Annotated in this window: 12 protein-coding genes and 1 pseudogene; 10 read left to right on the top strand and 3 right to left on the bottom strand. The window is 62.5% G+C overall.

The features are described 5' to 3' along the window. Positions 1-230 precede the first annotated feature (230 nt). The 4 genes from LOK44_RS14790 to LOK44_RS30205 are packed head-to-tail and all read left to right on the top strand — an operon-like array spanning position 231 to position 6458. Positions 231-947 carry a TnsA-like heteromeric transposase endonuclease subunit gene (locus tag LOK44_RS14790; protein WP_372481253.1) on the top strand — a complete coding sequence of 239 codons (717 nt, stop codon included), beginning with the start codon at positions 231-233 and terminating at the stop codon, positions 945-947. Continuing rightward, positions 944-3064: a TnsB C-terminal domain-containing protein gene (locus LOK44_RS14795; protein WP_237570810.1), complete on the top strand. Its 2121-nt coding sequence runs from the start codon at positions 944-946 to the stop codon at positions 3062-3064. Before LOK44_RS14790 ends, LOK44_RS14795 begins: the two co-directional genes overlap by 4 nt. Then, positions 3061-4179, top strand: a complete 1119-nt coding sequence (locus LOK44_RS14800; RefSeq protein WP_237570811.1) for a TniB family NTP-binding protein — start codon at positions 3061-3063, stop codon at positions 4177-4179. The genes LOK44_RS14795 and LOK44_RS14800 overlap by 4 nt, the downstream gene beginning before the upstream one ends. Further along, on the top strand, positions 4176-6458 hold the full coding sequence (locus LOK44_RS30205; RefSeq protein WP_504928327.1) for a TniQ family protein: 2283 nt from the start codon (positions 4176-4178) through the stop codon (positions 6456-6458). The genes LOK44_RS14800 and LOK44_RS30205 overlap by 4 nt, the downstream gene beginning before the upstream one ends. 539 nt (positions 6459-6997) lie before the next feature. On the opposite strand, the pseudogene LOK44_RS14810 reads toward LOK44_RS30205, so the two are convergent. Both LOK44_RS14810 and LOK44_RS14815 read right to left on the bottom strand, forming a co-directional pair. Beyond that, positions 6998-7204 (bottom strand): annotated as a pseudogene (locus LOK44_RS14810) (FitA-like ribbon-helix-helix domain-containing protein); the annotation flags it as partial. A 49-nt stretch (positions 7205-7253) separates the two neighbouring features. Then, a complete protein-coding gene (locus LOK44_RS14815) occupies positions 7254-7955 on the bottom strand; it encodes a hypothetical protein (RefSeq protein WP_237570813.1) in 702 nt (233 codons plus the stop codon). A gap of 59 nt (positions 7956-8014) precedes the next feature. Between LOK44_RS14815 and LOK44_RS14820 the strand changes: the two genes are divergently transcribed. The 3 genes from LOK44_RS14820 to LOK44_RS14830 all read left to right on the top strand — a co-directional run bounded on the left by LOK44_RS14820 (position 8015) and on the right by LOK44_RS14830 (position 10368). Beyond that, on the top strand, positions 8015-8281 hold the full coding sequence (locus LOK44_RS14820; RefSeq protein ID WP_237570814.1) for a helix-turn-helix domain-containing protein: 267 nt from the start codon (positions 8015-8017) through the stop codon (positions 8279-8281). Between the two features lie 225 nt (positions 8282-8506). Next, on the top strand, positions 8507-9874 hold the full coding sequence (locus tag LOK44_RS14825; RefSeq protein ID WP_237570815.1) for a hypothetical protein: 1368 nt from the start codon (positions 8507-8509) through the stop codon (positions 9872-9874). A 65-nt stretch (positions 9875-9939) separates the two neighbouring features. Continuing rightward, a complete protein-coding gene (locus tag LOK44_RS14830) occupies positions 9940-10368 on the top strand; it encodes a hypothetical protein (RefSeq protein ID WP_237570816.1) in 429 nt (142 codons plus the stop codon). Between the two features lie 90 nt (positions 10369-10458). On the opposite strand, the gene LOK44_RS14835 is transcribed toward LOK44_RS14830, so the two are convergent. Further along, entirely contained in the window at positions 10459-10716 is a 258-nt protein-coding gene (locus tag LOK44_RS14835; RefSeq protein ID WP_237570817.1) for a hypothetical protein, read from the bottom strand. A 336-nt stretch (positions 10717-11052) separates the two neighbouring features. On the opposite strand from LOK44_RS14835, the gene LOK44_RS14840 reads away from it, so the two are divergent. The 3 genes from LOK44_RS14840 to LOK44_RS14850 are packed head-to-tail and all read left to right on the top strand — an operon-like array spanning position 11053 to position 16850. After that, positions 11053-12567, top strand: a complete 1515-nt coding sequence (locus tag LOK44_RS14840) for a type I restriction-modification system subunit M (RefSeq protein ID WP_237570818.1) — start codon at positions 11053-11055, stop codon at positions 12565-12567. Next, the gene (locus tag LOK44_RS14845; protein ID WP_237570819.1) at positions 12560-13777 is read left to right on the top strand and encodes a restriction endonuclease subunit S; all 1218 of its coding nucleotides are present in this window, start codon (positions 12560-12562) and stop codon (positions 13775-13777) included. Before LOK44_RS14840 ends, LOK44_RS14845 begins: the two co-directional genes overlap by 8 nt. A gap of 1 nt (position 13778) precedes the next feature. Further along, positions 13779-16850 carry a type I restriction endonuclease subunit R gene (locus LOK44_RS14850; protein WP_237570820.1) on the top strand — a complete coding sequence of 1024 codons (3072 nt, stop codon included), beginning with the start codon at positions 13779-13781 and terminating at the stop codon, positions 16848-16850. The last annotated feature ends 32 nt before the right edge of the window (positions 16851-16882 follow it).

Here is a 16882-nt window from a genome sequence, read left to right on the forward strand (position 1 = left end):
CGGGGGGCGTAGTGAAGTCGCCGCAGTAGCGGCGCCCCAGATATGGCGAAGGGCCGGGCTGGCACCCGACCCCGCGCTAGCGGCACTGAAGTCCGCAGTTCCAGATAAGCCCCTCCGAAGGGACCTCATGATTGCAACGCATTCCTGCGCCCATGTCAACGCTCCGACACGTGTGTCGAGACCTCGGCGCCGCGGCGGTGTTACCGGTGGCTGAACTTCGCACCCCTCCGATCGCAGCGTCCCTTTCCTTCAAAACTCGCCACGACGATGCCGTCCAAACAGTCGAGTGGGACACCGCGAAGGGCGTCGCAACGTGTTCCCTCGCACCCTGGCGGACATTCCGGTGGTGGTACGGGCAGCGCCACTACTCCGGGACCTACTGGTCAGCGACAATGCAAGATCATGTGATCTATGAATCCCGGCTGGAGCTGACGCGACTCATCTACGCCGACTTTGATCCTGCAGTGACTTTTATTGTGGCCCAACCCTTCTTGATCGAAGCCGACATGGAAGGAAAGAGGCGGCGACGCATCCCGGACTACCTGCTCTTGACATCGACCGGACCTGTGGTCGTCGACGTCAAACCGCTGGCCCGTACAACTTCACCCAAAGTCACTTACTCCCTGACGTGGACGCGCGAGCTCATCCAGGAGTTGGGGTGGCGCTACGAGGTGTGGACAGAGCCGCCGCCGATCGAACTCGCAAACCGGCGCTTCCTCGCCGGATACCGTGATGAGCGTCGGATGAACGCGGGTGTCCTTGAACAGCTCCGCAACAGCCAGATCGATGGGTTGTCGATACAGCAGGCAATCCTTTCCTGCGACGAATGGCCCCAACCGCTCGCGCGTGCTGGCGTATGTCATCTCCTTTGGTGCGGGTCCCTGCATACCGACCTGAGCACCCCGCTCCAATCGTCTTCCATTCTCCGCAAAGGACCGAACTCATGAAACATCGGCGACGAATCGGCCCTGGAGTCCGGCTCGCGTACCAGGGCGAATTGATTGAAGTTATTGAGATCCGCACGGCTTCAGGCGGCAACATCGCAACAGTTAAAACTGTCGGTACCAACCAAATTCGTACCGTCGCATTTTCCGACATCCTGATGTACCGGTCTGAGCAACCCCATGGGGAGTCCTGGGACGCGGGAGACGATGAACCACCTGAGGACGTTGCCGCCACGATCCTGGGCATGCTCGGCGAGGAGGAGCGCAACGCGGTCCGCGACCGCGCTGGCCACGTCCGGGAAGTCCTTACCGGATACCGTGACGAACTGGGCGAGTCCTGCGATGACGCCGAGTCGAAGCCGCAGTACGACCCGGCGCTCCCTCTGAGTGCCCGCTACGAGGCAAAGGCCGTCGAACTCGGGGTCGACGTGCGCACCATCCAGCGGATGGTGGCCGCCTACCGGGCTCACGGGGAGGCAGGTCTGGCCAGAGGCAGGGGCATCCGGGTCGACGCCATGCCAAGTGTGGATAGTCGCTGGCGGGATACCGCCGTGGAGGTCATGGTGGAAAGCTTCGACCAGTCGCGTCCTTCCCGCACCGCGGTGATCAAGCGCACCAACGCTCGAGTGATCGCCCGCTTCGGACCCGACGTTGTGCCGCTACCGAGCCGAGCCACAGCCTTTCGGATGCTAACCGAACTGGAATCTAAGCACCCGACCTTCCGATTGAGCACCAAACGCAACCGCGACATCGCCGAGCGAAACCCCGGTGTTTACGGAAAGCTGCGGCCCACGCGGCCGGGGGAATACATGCTCATGGACACGACCAGGTTGGACGTATTCGCGATGGACCCACTGACCCTGCGGTGGTGTCAGGTGGAGCTGACTGTGGCAATGGACTGGTACACACGGTGCATCACCGGCCTGCGTCTGACGCCGGTGTCCACCAAGTCCGTAGACGTGGCGACCGTGTTGTACCAGGCCTACCGGCCACCGGCCGCCCCATCTACATGGCCGCGGGAGGCGACTTGGCCAGAACACGGAATCCCCTGCTCCGTTCTCCTGGACGCCAACGGCATCGAACGTGAAGGCGTCCGTGCGATCGGCCCGGCCATCGTCCCGGAAACGCTGATCGTAGATCACGGAAAGGTGTACGTCTCCAATCACATGACCAGCGTCTGCCAACGGATGGGGATCTCAATTCAGCCGGCACGCCTACGAACTGGACGAGACAAAGGGCCGATCGAACGCTTCTTTCGCACAATTCGCGAAGACCTGCTGCAGTATCTGCCCGGCTACAAAGGCCCTGATATTCACTCCCGGGGTAAGCACCCCGAAGGGGAGGCACATTTCTACATCAACGATCTTGAGGCGATCATCCGTGAGTGGATTGCGGTGGTGTATCACCGCAGGCCACATGCTGGCTTGATCGAACCCGCGCTGCCCGGCCTCGAACTCTCACCGGTCACGATGTTCGAGCATGGGCTCGCACGCGCGGGCTATATCGAAGCGCCGAGGACCCCCGACCTGGCCTACGAGTTCCTGGCTGTCACGAAGCGGACAATCCAGCCCTACGGTATCGAGATCGACCGTCGGATATACAAGGGCCCGGTTCTCGATAGGCGTCGACACGAACGAAGCCCGTACCCAGGAGGATTGTGGCCGGTCCATTGCCATCCCGACGATATCTCCCAGGTCTACTTCCGCGATCCCGATAGTCGTATCTGGCACACCTTGATCTGGGAACACGCTGGCGCACTGGACACTCCGTTCAGCGACGAAGCGCTGAAGTACGCACGGGACCTGGCCGAGCAGAAGTACACCTACCCCAACGACGAGCTGGCTATGGGGCTCCTCCTCGAGCGTTGGAATCTGGGTCTGGGGAGATCGCTAGCCGAGCGGCGCATCGCGCTTCGGCTGTCACGGGAGGATGAGTTACGGTGTGCAGCAGTCACTTATGAGACTGAATCGACGTCGAAGCTGCCGTCGGTTCGACATGCACTTTCCGAATCAGCCGGGATGGGGGCGGATGAACCCACCTCCATCGAGACAGAGACAGTTTGCGGGGACGACGGCGACAGTCCTGAAGACTTCTACGCCGATGCCTGGGAGGATGCGTGACGACAGCACCGCGCGTTCGACGGCAGCAGCCTGCCCTGGACAATCTGACTCTGTCGCGTAAGGAAGGCTGGTTCGCGTTCGCCAACAGCCCCATCCTTTCGACACCCGAGCGGCTGACCCAAACCGAACTGACAAACCTGAGCGATGACCAGTTGGCGAAGTACAACGCGCGACGACGCCATTGGCATGCGAATCTCGGCCCGATCAAGACCCCGCAGTTGGTGGGACTGCACGAGGACTTATGGGACATCGTCGACAGCAACCTACAATCCGGCGACAAGCCGAAAAGCGCAGTCGCCGTTGATGGGTTTCCTGGCCTAGGCAAGACCACCGCGGCGCTAGCCTTCGCCAGGGATTTTCATGCCCGTGAAATCGCGGAGTACGGGCATACGACAGCCGAGGGCCACGAACGGATTCCAGTTTGCCGCGTCGGCCTAACCGGAAACACCGGGATGCTGGATTTCAACCGGGCGATGCTCGGGTACTTCGGACACCCCGGCATCAGCCGCGGCACGGCAGCCCAACTTGCTCATCGCGTACTCGACTGCGTGCTGAGCTGCGAAACCCGACTGTTGATGATCGACGATCTGCACTTCTTGCGGTGGGGAAACAGCCAGAGCGTTGAGATCAGCAATCACTTCAAGTACATCGCGAATGAGTTCCCGGTGACGATCATGTACATCGGTGTCGGGTTAGCAGCCAAGGGACTGTTCTCCGAGGGAGAGTCCTACCAAGACGCCGTTATCGCCCAAACAGGCAGACGCACAACACGACTCACTATGGACTCGTTCGATATCAAGACGAGATCCGCACGACAGTGCTGGCGACAACTGCTCCTGACACTAGAAAAGCGAATAGTCCTTGCCGGAAGCTACCCGGGAATGCTCGCCGACGAACTCTCGGACTACCTCTACGCGCGTTCCACCGGCCATATCGGCTCCCTGATGACCCTGATCAACCGGGGTTGCCAACGAGCCGTACGTACGGGCGCGGAATGCCTGAGCAAGGACCTGCTCGATTCAGTCAAGAACGACGCCGCCGCGGAAAAAGCACGTAGAGAGCTTGAGTCGGCGATGACCAATGGGAAGATCACAACTCGCGTCGGCACAACATGAGTATCACCGCTCGGCGCATCCCGATCAACGTCGAACCCGTCGACGGCGAGGCACTCGACTCCTGGCTGGAAGCGCTCGCTGCTCGCACACGCACCAATTGGGGTGATCTGCTCGCAGCCGTCGGCCTAGGTGGTGCCGCGTCAGTCCGATGGCTACCGCAGTGGATGGTGGCGATCAGCACGGATCAGCAATCCGCACTGCACGGAGCAACGGGCGTCGAACCCACCACCCTCGCAGCGATGACGTTGTCCCACTACGAAGGGCGAGCTCTTGCGGCCAAGTCCCGCACGACCCTGGACTACAGATTTCCATGGGGCCCACGAGCAGGCTCGCGCTACTGTCCCCAGTGCCTCTCGGAATCGGGCGGCCGATGGCAACTTTCCTGGAGGCTGGGCTGGACCTTCGCGTGTCTTCAGCACCAATGCCTGCTCGCCGATAGTTGCCCTGGCTGTCGGAGCGGCGCAATGGAGCGAGCCCGCCCCTACGGCCTGATCCCAAGGCCGGGCAGCTGCGAAGCTATCGATGGTGTTCGATCACCGAGAGTCGCTCGGTGCGGGACAGATATGTCGACCTCCGAGACTCTCACTTTCAACGACGAGGCCCATCGCGTCCTTTTCGCGCAGAGATGGATCAACAGCATCATCGACGGAGAACCTCTGGCGACGGGTCTTTACGCACAGGGAGATGAGCAGGGCCGCGCTGTCCTGTCTTCTGTAAGGGCGATCGCCGTCAGAGCCTTGTCCTACGCGATACCGGAAGAACTGGAACTCATCGTCGCCTCCGACCTGCTTGACGTGTACCGGCGGGACCATCCTCAGCTTCCTACTAGCACGCAGCGGAGTGACTTTCGACAGCTACGAATTCGCGCACCCCGGTCCGCCAGTTTGACTGCGGTCGGAGTGCTTTCCGCGCTTCACTGCCTAGACCAACCTGACGTGCAATCAGCAGGAAACGAGCTCCGTTGGTTGACGACCGCCATGCGTGCCCGAAAGGCGCTGCCCTGCACAACCAATCTGCTCTGGACGCCAGGAATATCAAGGGCCGTGCAACTCGCGGCACTGGGTCCGGCCCTGAAACCGAGCGATCAGCTTCGATACCGGACGATCACCCAGTGGCCATCCGTGCCGTCGAGAACGCACGCCGAGGTTAGGCACCTTTCGCGCAAGATCCCCACCCTGCTGTGGCCGAAGTTGTCGCTACCGCTGGCGATTCCGGGAAGCCATCAACGCCAACTTCGGGCCGCGCTTTCGGTAGCACTGCTACTAGTCGGTGCGTCGGTCGTGCTCAAGCACAGCGTGCGCATCCTGCGCAGTCCCATTGATGAACAGGGAGCGTCCCGTGTTCTGCAGCTGCTCCAAAAGCAACCAGAATGGCCCAATATCAACCGCGCCATCGACGACCTTGCCGACTGCTTGAACGACACCGACGTCCCCATCGACTACGCGCGCAGACGCACACTGGATTACCGCACGTTGTTGCCGGACAGCGTCTGGTTTCGCATCTGCAGAGAGACCGACACCGCAGCCCAAGGGTCCGCCCGAGCCGCCGTGGCCCGCTGCTATTTGGAGGAGCTATTATCCGGCGGACCTACCGGAGTCCAGGGTCTGAAACCGATGGTGCGCAGCAAGATTTCCGACTTCCCGTACTACCTGACGCCCGCGCTCGCCGCCGCACTCGATGACCACGCTCTTGAGTTCCTCGCGAGCCAGAATGTCTGCGACGAGCCCGTCCGCTATGAACCTCCGTCGACGTGCATGAGTGGACTTCAGTTGCCAGGCATTAACCCGGATGAGGCGGACGTCGACGCGCTTCACCACTATCTGCAGGACGGGCTGCCGCTCGGGCGTGCCGCTCAGCGAGCCGGCATCGAAATAGAGGCCGCCCGCTATCTGCTGAGTTCCTATCCCTGTCCTGCATTGCGAGATGGGGACCATGGTGCTTATTTCCTCGCGAAACAAGCCTTTCCGCGCCACCGGTTTATCGATCACTACAACGTGGAGTGTCGGAGCCTACGTGATATTGCCGATATCGCCGGAGTGAGCAGACAGACCATGGCGCGACTGGCGAGCGACTACGAGATCGACCTACGCAGCGGCGGCCGGCCGCCGAAGCGCACGGTCGAGCGCGAGTGGCTCTATACGGAGTACATCACCCGCGGGCGGACCCTTCCGGAACTCGCTCGCGAACAAGGTGTGGGCGCATCCACGATGGCGCGGTGGGCAAGAGCCCACGGTATTCCGTTGCGGTCCCGTGGCGGTACAAGAAAGGCCGCCGGTTAATGGTCCCTATTGCCCACTACTGCTCGCCGGTGTTTCGCATCGCCGAGTGATGCACACCGAACCGGCCGACCACGACCACGGAATTGGTTGCGAAACCGTGGCGGCACATGCAGTCTTGTGCGGGATGCCGAAAGCGGTCACCCCAGTGCGGCATTGGCCACGCGCCCGGGCTTCCACTGATGACGTATCCGTATCAGTGCTATCGCGGGTTAGGTTCCTACGAGTTCCAAAGTCACCGCCGGGCTGGCGCCCCATCGGAGGGCACCGGCCGGCGGAACGAAGACATGCAGCACTTTTCTGGCGAACCAGCGTCCCAGGTACTTGCCTCGGACGGGTCGATGAACTGTTCGGAATGTTCGACCGAATTTGCCAACTCCGCCAAGGCGCGTTTGCATTCTGGCACGCCACGACGTTGGTGTTCAACAGGATGTTCACGACGACTCCTCGCCCTCCCAGCCTGCAAGCTCGGCATCGGGTAAAAGCTCGTCAAAGTCTGCGGGGACGGACAGGCTCGGTAGTTGCCCAAACGTCCGCGGGGCCGGGGTGGTCGGCACCAAGCCGAGGCGTTCGGGCTCGAACTCGATGTCATGGCCGCTGTCGGCGCCGAGCAGTACCGACATCGGGACATCTTCACCCGACAAAGCATCGGCCAGGATCGCGCGGGCTTCGGCTTCGACGGAGCGACGGTGACGTGCGGCGCGCGCTCGCAGTGCAGCCTTAGTCCCGTCGGGAAGGTTGCGGATCACGAGCTGCTCCACACGAGCGACGATATCAGCCGAGGCTAGGCAATGTTCGTCACTGAAACTCGCCCGAGCGCTGCCAGGCTGCCTGGGTATCGATCCAGGTTCCATCTGTTTGCCGCTTGCGCTGCCATTCGAGTCGGACGAGTTCGGCTGCCCGTGCGATGTGCTGAGCGCCCTCCTCTAGGAGGCGGTCCTCGAGGGCTGCGATTTCGTCGCGGTGCTTGTCGAAGCGGCGACGTTCAACCGCAGTCAAGTGGCTGTAACAGTGCTGTGCAAACACGCCGGAGCCGAGATAGATAGCTGTGTTACTGCAGGCCCGCTTTGCTTTAGTTGCCGACGTGCACGCTGGCCTTGGAGTCCCAACTTGAGGCCCGTCGTCGATCGGCATTGCGTCGTCGAGTTCAGCGTCGAACAGCGACGCTGCAGGCTCGCGTGGCCGGACCATGCGGGCTCCCGATCTGACGGCGGCATGGTGACGGGCAAAGATTGCCTTCGGTCGTGAGAAGTAGTCGCTCCACGCAACCTCCAGCTCGGCCCGTTGGTTCAGAAGACTGGCCGCGCGGAAAGCCGACCTTGCTGTGTTTTGGATAGCGCTAAGTCCGCTGATGAGTTCATCTAGGTTCAGACCGACGTCGCGCTGCACATCGTTGGCGATCAGCAGGCATTCGAGGAGCGTCAGGCATAGCTGATCCAGTACCTCGATGCCGTCGGGTGTCGCGAAGTCCTCACTTCGTAGGGCACTCGGGTCCGACACCGGCCTAATGTACTACTAGTAGGGCAGACTTTGATCGCGGACGCCACTTCTCTGTCTGCGTGCCTACTCGTCCCAGTCAGAACGACCCCGAGAGGGTCGCCCAGTGGGAGCGGCTGAGGCAGATGGTCGGTCAGAACATCCGCGAATCGCGAATCCGGCAAGGAATGTCACAGGAGACGCTTGCCCTTCTTTCGGGCGTGACTCGGAACGTCTTGATTGATGTCGAGCACGGCCGGCGTGGGCTGCTGTATGAACGCATCTACGACCTTGCGAATGCGTTGCAGGTGCCGATAGATCAACTGCTACAAGAGCAGCGACGAGGCTAGCGGCGACCTCGGCGGCCAGATCGTCGAAACTCGGCCGCCGCGTAGAGGGCTTCCTCGGCCCGTTCGATGTCTATGTGGTCTGTTGATCAATTCGGGCGGAAAGCCCGCGACAAGTTTGGCCGCATTCAACGGTGAACTGCCATTCTCGCAGAGAACGGGGTGCAGGGGCCGCGACCCACAGCAACGGCAACATGACCTGTCACCGCCGAGCAATACGCTCAGGTGGTGGATTCACAGCCAATCGCGCTGAGCGACATCGACACAACTCGTGCGATTCGCACCGATGACGAACTCGGCCGCCTGGTCGCCGCGATTCACGGGTCGCGGCCCGAAGTCCAGGAGACCAACTGGCTGGAGTGGAAGAGCAGCCTCGACCTCAACACCGCCGCGGGCAAGTTTGCCGTCGCCAAAGCGGCCCTTGGATTCGCCAACCGCTCAGTCGAAGATGCTCGACTCAACTGCGGCGGCGTGGCCTACATGGTGGTCGGGGTGGAACCTGGCGCGGCGGCCGGAATCCCCGCTATCGACCACGCCGACCTCACGCCGGGGATCAAGACGTACGCCGTGACACCCCGGTTCACGCCGCGCACGATTCGGTTCGAAGGCGTCGAGGTGCTCGTGGTCGTCGTCGAACCGCCGGAGGTCGGCGACCCGCAACACACGCTGCAGAAGCAGTACGACAAGTACCACGCCGGCATTGTGTTCCACCGCGGAGCAGCCCGCACCGCTCCCGCGGGGCCCAAGGAAATGGAGATGCTCAGTCGCCGCCTGGTGCAGGGCACGCAGCGGCCGGAACTAGACCTGACTCTCGGGTACGTGGCGGAGCCGATCATCCGATTCAGCGTCGAGCAGGAGCAGCTCGACGACTGGATGCGGCGACGCGAGAAGTACGTCCGCGCGAACGCCGGTAAGCTGCCGGAGCCCCCGCCGTCGACTCCGAGGCACCACAGCTCGATGGACATCACTCGGTTCGCGGGGCTGGACTCGATGAACTTGTTCGGCCGGTACGCCAGCCCGAAGGACGCTGAGGAGTTCGACCAGAGGGTCGCCGACTACCTCGCCACGGTGCGTAGCCGCCTGCTCGACCACGTGCTCCGGCAGATCGTCGACGACGATGACGCGAACACCGTGCACTTCGAGGTCGTCAACGACACCGACGACCCGGTTTCCGGCGTGCAGCTAATGGTCCGCATCCGCAAGGGCGGCGTTCTCGTCCGTACCTACCCCCCGAGTGTCCGGGACCTTCCCGAGCTGCCGAAGTGGCCTGACCCGCTGGATGGGATGCTCGCGAACACTCATGCCGGTCTGGCGAGGGCTCAGGTCCCCGGCTTCTTCCCCCACGCCGGGTCTGTTGTCGACAAGGGCGACATCTTCGAGATCACCTGGGACGTCGGCGACCTCCGGCCGTGTGAGAGGTCCGGCAACTTCACTCTCACTGTCGTCGCCGGCATGAAGGCGCCGGAAGAGATCAGCGTGGAGATGATCGCCAGCGCCATGGACCGACGTGGAATCCGTAGAAATTCGGAGCAATTGACCGTCACTCCCGAGGCGTGGACCCTCGACGACTTCTTCGAAGCCGAACCAAAGGACTGACCGGCCTCGTCGACCGGTCCGTCACGCGCTCTGGGCCCCCCGTGACACGACTAACGTTGCGCGGCATGAACTTCGTTGTTGCGCGCAGGTTGGAGAAATGGCCGAGCGCAGAGACCCGCGCCGAAGCCGCCCGCATGTTCAATAGCGGCGCATCTCTGGCCGAGGTTCTACGCCGTTACCACGATGCTGTGCCCAACCAGTGGAAAGGCAAGCCTGTCGAACCGGCCCGCCGGGTGATCTACGCCCACTACGCGCTACTGCAAGAGATTCAGGGCGACCCGGATGTCGATCCCGCTGACGCTGCGAATGTCGAGAGGATTATTCGCGAGGACGGTCTGCCGCGTGCGTGCGTGCGTACCGGCAGCGCATTGACGCGATACCGGAATGAGTGGCCGCGGTTGAGCTGGTACCGCGGCCAAGCCCCGGAATGCTGGACCACCGAGTACGAGGTGTTGCTGAGTGCAGAACCGGGACCGGCCACCACACCGTCATAAGCACGGTGCGCTCCCGCGACGTGGCCGCTCTTGGCCTCGACCTGTCATTGACGCAGTCGCGACTGTCACCACAATCGGAAACGTGGTGACTCAACCCAGGTCGAGGTGCTGACGGACAACGGCGATGTCCTGCATATGGAGACGCGCGATTCGCTTCGACTTCACGGCGAACGCGAGCTTTTCGATGACCACGAGCCGCAACCCGTGTTCGGGGATTAGAGTGCGCTTGCGCGCGTCGTAGAGGTGGCGCTGTTGTCCGCGGCCGACCCCCGAGACGGTCTGGCGGCGGTCGAACAACGAAGAAGGTTGCGAGTGCTGTTCCTCCTGGAACTCGACGACCAGTCCCACGTCCGGCCAGTACCCGTCGACGGGAAGCCGCGTGCCCCTGTGCAGTTTGGGAGACGGGTCTCCTCGGAGCCAGTCGAAGGTGCCTGGCGGCGCCCCACGGTCCCGAGGATCTCGTCGCATATGTCGAGGACGTAATGCTCGTCGGATTCGGCACGGCTGCCCATCCATCGATTCTCACAGGGCGCGCCAGGTGTTGATCTCGCGCGTGCCGAGCGGCGAGATGACCAGGGTGTTGACTTTCGGCCTGGCCTGCTACGAAAGTGCGTAGCCCGCTGAAAGGATGTCACGGGGCTCCGAAATGAAGGAGTTCAACCGACCGAAAGAAGCACGCACCCGGTGACAATAACCCAGCAAGACCTTGAGACGCGGCTGTGGGACGCGGCCAACGCGCTGCGCGGACCGGTCGACCCCGCCGACTTCAAGACCTACGTCTTTCCGATGCTGTTCTGGAAGTGGATATCCGACACCTGGGCGTACGAGCGCAAGGAAGCCCTCGACGAGTACGGCGACGACCTCGACGACGAGATCGAGGCCGACTTCCACAGGTTCGAGATGCCCGCGGGCACGCTATGGTCCGAGGTCACGACCAAGGTCAAGAACCTGGGAGCCGAAATCGCACGGACGTTCCAGCAGATCGAGAAGGCCAACCCGCGCTCGCTGGCCGGCGTATTCGGCGATGCGTCGTGGGGCAACCAGGAGCGCATTCCCGAGTCGGCATTGCTCGGCCTTATCAAGGCGTTCAACCAGATCAGACTCGACCCGTCCACGGTCTCCCACGACCTGCTCGGTGCCGGGTACGAATACCTGCTGAAAAACTTCGCCGACGAGTCCGGCAAGAAGGCCGGTGAGTTCTTCACACCGCGCGAGGTCGTGCACCTGCTCGTCGGCATCCTGGAACCGCAGCCAGGCGAGGCCGTCTACGACCCGGCGTGCGGATCGGGCGGCATGCTGGTGGCCACCATAAACCAGCTGCGCGCCTCCGGCATGGACCACCGCACGCTGCGCCTGTACGGCCAGGAGATCAACCTGACCACCTCCTCGATCGCGCGGATGAACCTTTTCCTACACGAGATCGAGGACTTCGACATCAAGCGCGGTGACACGCTCCGCGCACCCGCGTTCAAGGACACCGCCGGCGCGGTCCGCCAGTTCGACGCGGTGATCGCCAACCCGCCTTTCTCACTGGCCAACTGGGGTGCTGACCGGTGGGCGGCGGACCCTCGGGCGATCTGCGGGGTGCCGCCGGCGAAGAACGGCGACTATGCGTTCGTGCAGCACATGGTCTCCTCGATGAAGCCCGGTACCGGCCGGGTCGGCGTCGTAATGCCCCACGGCGCCCTGTTCCGCGGTGGTGCAGAGGGCCGCATCAGGCAGTGCTTGATCGAAAAGGACCTCCTCGAGGCCGTCGTCGGGCTCCCGCCGAACCTCTTCTACTCGACCCAGATTCCCGCCTGCCTGCTGATCTTCCGCGATCAGAAACCAGTTGACCGACAGAACCACGTACTTTTCATCGACGGGTCGGCTCGGTTCCACAATGGCAAGAACCAGAACCGCATGTCCGAGGACGACGTCGAGACGCTCACTAGGGTCTACCGCACCGGCGAGGACCCCGACGGTGAAGGTGGCGCGAACATGCGCCTGGTGCCGTTCGACGAGATCCAGGACCACGGCTTCGACCTGAATATCGGGCGCTACATCAAGGTCGCAGCAGAGGAGGCCGCCGACTTGGGCACCTTGCTTGTTGCGTACGCGGACGCGCGCCAGCACCGCATCGGGACTGAAGCTGTCATGTTCGAAGGTCTCGCAGCTGCGGGGATCGACCTGAGCATGTTCGGGTTGGCAGATGAATGAGTGGGAGGTGAAGCGGCTAGATGAAGTGGCTGATCGAATTGCCGTCAAGAACTCTGCTGGCCATCAGCGGGTTCTGACCGTCGCCGCAGGCCATGGCCTTGTCGACCAGGAGACATACTTCAATAAGCGCGTTGCAAGCGCAGATCTGAGCGGTTACTGGATCGTTGAGCCAGGCGACTTTGTCTACAACAAGAGCACCTCGAAGGACGCTCCTTGGGGCGTCATTGCTCGATGGGATGGCGACGAGCCCGCCGTCGTCACAACGCTCTACATCGTTTTCCGAGCCCACCCCAACATCGAATCGGACTACCTCCTCCATGCCTGCAACGGCACGTACTTCTTCAACTCAATCCGCGGGACGCTGCGAGAGGGAGCACGCTCTCATGGCCTACTGAACGTTCGCCTTGCCGAGTTCTTCGGTGCGCAGTTGGTGGTCCCGCCTGTTGACGAGCAGCGTCGCATAGTCGACGTCATGGCATTGGTGGATGCGCAGAGCGAGGCGCTTGTAGCGGAGGCCGACAGTCTTATTCGGTTGTCCCGCGCGCGACGATCGCAACTAGTGAACGATGAATCGGTTCCCGAGGTTCGCGCCCATCAGGCTTTCGAGTTCTCGACAGGGGTGCGACGGACCCCAGATCGAGCCAACGGGCCAAACATGACTCGCTACCTGCGCTCGGCCAATGTCGGATACGGATCGCTCGATCTATCGGATGTCCTTGAGATGAATTACGAGCCGCACGAACGCGAGAAGTTCAGTCTGCGAAATGGGGACGTCTTGGTATCCGAAGGAAGCGCGAGCGCAAAGGCAGTGGGAATGCCAGCCGTGTGGCGCAACGAGATTCCGGGCCCGGTCTGCTTCCAGATGACCCTACTTCGCCTCCGTGCGATCGCTGAGGTCTGTACTCCAGACTTTGCCTTTCAGTGGTGTTTGTGGGCCTATGAAGCGGGCAGATTCCTTGATGTTGCTGGCGGCACAAACATTAAGCACATCAGTGCGAAGCGGTCGCGCCAGATGCCAGTGCGATTGCCATCCTTGACGCGGCAGCGGGAAATCACGTTGGAGTTGGATTCCCTGGGTGTCCAATTGACGTCAACGCGCTCTGAGCTCGCACAACTCTGCTCCTTCCGCTCTTCCTTCCTTTCTTCCTTACTGAGCCAGGAAATCGAGATTCCCGAGGCTTACGACCTTTTGCTTGCGGGGGTGGCGTGACATGGGATGGACAGAGTCCTCCACGATCCAGCGGTCTCTGCTGGAGTGGGCGGAGGGAGCCGGCTGGGAGCCCACCCCAGGCGACGAATTGCCGCGCGAAGAGCACGACGTCGTTGTTGAGGACTGGGCCCGGGAGGCGATGCTCGCACTAAATCCGGAGCTCGTCGACGACCCGGAGTCGGCCGATCTCGTCTTGCATGAGGTCAACCAGGCGATCCTCGATGCGCACAACGGCCTCGTCGCTGCCAACGAACGTCTCACCGTGATGCTTCGCGGCGACCACGCGTTTCCCACCATGACTGGCAAGCACGTGCCGCGTAGGTTCATCGATTTCGAGAATCTGGAGAACAACCGGTTCGTCGTCGCCGACGAGGTCCGCATCACCGGGGCGGTGAAGACTAGGCGGTTCGACGTCGTTTACTACGTCAACGGGTTCCCGCTCGTCGTTGCGGAGACAAAGACGCCTGTCAAGCAGGCTGTCTCATGGGTGAACGCGGCGAAAGATATTCACGACGTGTACGAGGAGGAGTACCCGAACTTCTTCGCCACCAACGTCTTCAACGTCGCCACTGAGGGTCTCGAATTCAGGATGGCTCCCATCCGCGCGGTCCCGGACCCTGACTCCGAGATCTGGGCCCCGTGGGGCTCGACCGAGGACGACCCGAAGGTTGTCACCGGCCCTGCCCGTGTCGAGCGCGCCGCGCGGTTGCTGCTTCGGCCGGAGACGATCCTGCCGATTCTCAAAGACCTAGTGATGTTCCGGCACGCGCGGGATGCATCGGAGGTCGACATCAAGTTCCTGCCGCGCTATCCGCAGTTCGAGGCGGCGCTGGCGATCCACGACAAGGTGCTTGCGGACCGGCCCGGCGGGCTGATCTGGCACCACCAGGGCTCGGGCAAGACCGAGCTGATGGCCTTCGCCGCAGCGCGCCTGCTGAGGGATGACGCGGTCGCTGACAAGTTCGGCAGCGCGCCCACGGTGATCGTCATCGCCGACCGCAAGGACCTCGTGCGCCAAACCGCGGAGATGTTCGAGACTGCCGGTATGCCGCGCGTGAGCGTGCCCAAGAATCGGCGCGAGCTGTTCGCTCTGCTTCGAAGCAATGAGCCAGGAGTCGTCATCACAACGGTGCACAAGTTCGCCGAAGCAGGGCAGCTGAACGACCGCTCGAACATCATCGTCCTCGTCGACGAGGCGCACCGGTCCCAGGAGGGGAAGTTCGGCGACGCGTGGCGCGCTGCCGTGCCGAACGCAAAGTTCTTCGGCGCGACCGGAACCGCGATCCAGGACAAAGAGCGCTCGACCTTCAAGTTGTTCGGCGATCCGTCCGATCCGGACTTCGTCATGTCGCGCTACACCCCGGAGCAGTCGATTGCTGACGGGTTCACCAAGCCCGTCGTCGTCGAGGGCAGGTCCGTCGGCTTCAGCCTCGACAAGGAAGCGTTGGACGAGGCGTTCGACGAACTGGCGGTGGAGGAGGACCTCGACGAGGACGAGAAGGTGTACCTCTCGGGGAAGGCCTCGCACATCGAGACGATCCTGTCCAATCCGGACCGCGTCGCCGCGGTGTGCGCCGACATCGTCGACCACTTCCTGACATTCGTCGCTCCGTTGGGGCAGAAGGCTCAGGTCGTGGCCTACAACCAGAGGCTGGTCATCGCGTACGCACAGGCCATTGAGGTTGAGCTCGCACGTCGCGGAGCGGTGATGCTCGACGGCCAGCTGCGCGAGGTCGGCGTGGTGATGCACGTCGCCGACAGCAAGGACACGCCGAAGGAGTTCAAGAAGTACCTGCTCACCCCTGAGCAGGAAGAAGCGCTCAAGCGCCGGTTCAAGAAGGTCGACGACCCGATGTCGTTCATCGTGGTCACCGCGAAGTGGATGACAGGTTTCAACGCGCCCATCGAGGGCGTGCTGTACCTCGACAAGCCCGCCAAGGAGGCGAACCTCTTCCAGACAATCACCCGGCCGAACCGGCCGTGGAAGAACCCAGTCACGGGTCAGCGCAAGGACTATGGGCGCGTGGTCGACTACATCGGCCTCGCCAAGGCCATCGGCAACGCGATCGCAGGCCCGAAGGCGAGCGAGGACGAGGACGACGACCTGAACGTCGTCGACGCGTCCAAGTTGGCGGGCAAGTTCGTCACCGACCTGACGAAGCTCCTCCACCTCTTCGCCGGTATTGACACCGCCGACGCCTCCTTCGAGTCCCTCGCCGAAGCGCACGAGCGGATCCCCGACGGGAGCTCGCAGCGCACGGAGTTCGTCGAGGGCTACGTGGCACTGCAGACCGTGTGGGAGTTCCTCGACCCCCACCCGATGCTGCTGCCCTTCAAGCAGCAGTATCACTGGCTGGCGAAGGTGTACGAGTCCATCCGCCCGAAGGACGTCTCCAAGTCTTTCCTGTGGGCCCGCCTCGGCGCAAAGACCACGGAACTCATCCACGGCCACATGAACGAGGTCGCCGTGAAGTCGATGGCATCGCGGACGGTCACCCTCGACGCCGCAGGGCTGGCGCTCATGAAGAGCATCGCGGCCCAGTTGAAGCTCTCGGACGATTCGCCGGGCAAGGGGGAGGGCGACGTCTACCAGGACGTGCTGGACTCGATCGAAACGCGGCTCAAGCGCCGGCTCGCGGAGGGCGATAGCCCTGTTTACAAGTCTCTTGCCGAACGGATCGAGAAGCTCCGGGCCAAGGCGATCGAGAATGTCGAGGACTCGCTCGCGTTCCTCGAGGAGGCGCTGAAAGTCGCCCAGGACGTCGTCGCGGCAGACCGCGCAGCTGAGGAGGGCGACGAGGAGGCATTGGAGCGCCTCACCGATCCGAAGAGGGGCGTTCTTACGCAGATCGTGGAGGAGAACACGCCGGAAGGGTTGCACAAGATCGTCCCGGAGATCGTTGGCCGCATCGACGCGATCGTCGGCGAAGTCGCCTACACGGGCTGGAATTCGAGCGACTCCGGCGACAAGTCCGTCCGTCGGGAGTTGCGCGCGGTGCTCAGGAACTACTCGCTGCCGATCAAGGGCGAATTGTTCGACCGGATCTATCAATATGTGCGCGAGAATTACTAGCGCTCGTCGGCGGAGTGCACAGGTCGGAATGT

This window comes from Mycolicibacterium lacusdiani (genome assembly GCF_021916785.1).
Lineage (GTDB): Bacteria > Actinomycetota > Actinomycetes > Mycobacteriales > Mycobacteriaceae > Mycobacterium > Mycobacterium lacusdiani.

What these genes read in the sequence shown, in the direction of transcription:
- LOK44_RS14850 (WP_237570820.1), top strand. Translation starts at nt 13,779, where the DNA reads ATGGGATGGACAGAGTCCTCCACGATCCAGCGGTCTCTGCTGGAGTGG.
- LOK44_RS14830 (WP_237570816.1), top strand. Translation starts at nt 9,940, where the DNA reads ATGAACTTCGTTGTTGCGCGCAGGTTGGAGAAATGGCCGAGCGCAGAG.
- LOK44_RS30205 (WP_504928327.1), top strand. Translation starts at nt 4,176, where the DNA reads ATGAGTATCACCGCTCGGCGCATCCCGATCAACGTCGAACCCGTCGAC.
- LOK44_RS14845 (WP_237570819.1), top strand. Translation starts at nt 12,560, where the DNA reads ATGAATGAGTGGGAGGTGAAGCGGCTAGATGAAGTGGCTGATCGAATT.
- LOK44_RS14795 (WP_237570810.1), top strand. Translation starts at nt 944, where the DNA reads ATGAAACATCGGCGACGAATCGGCCCTGGAGTCCGGCTCGCGTACCAG.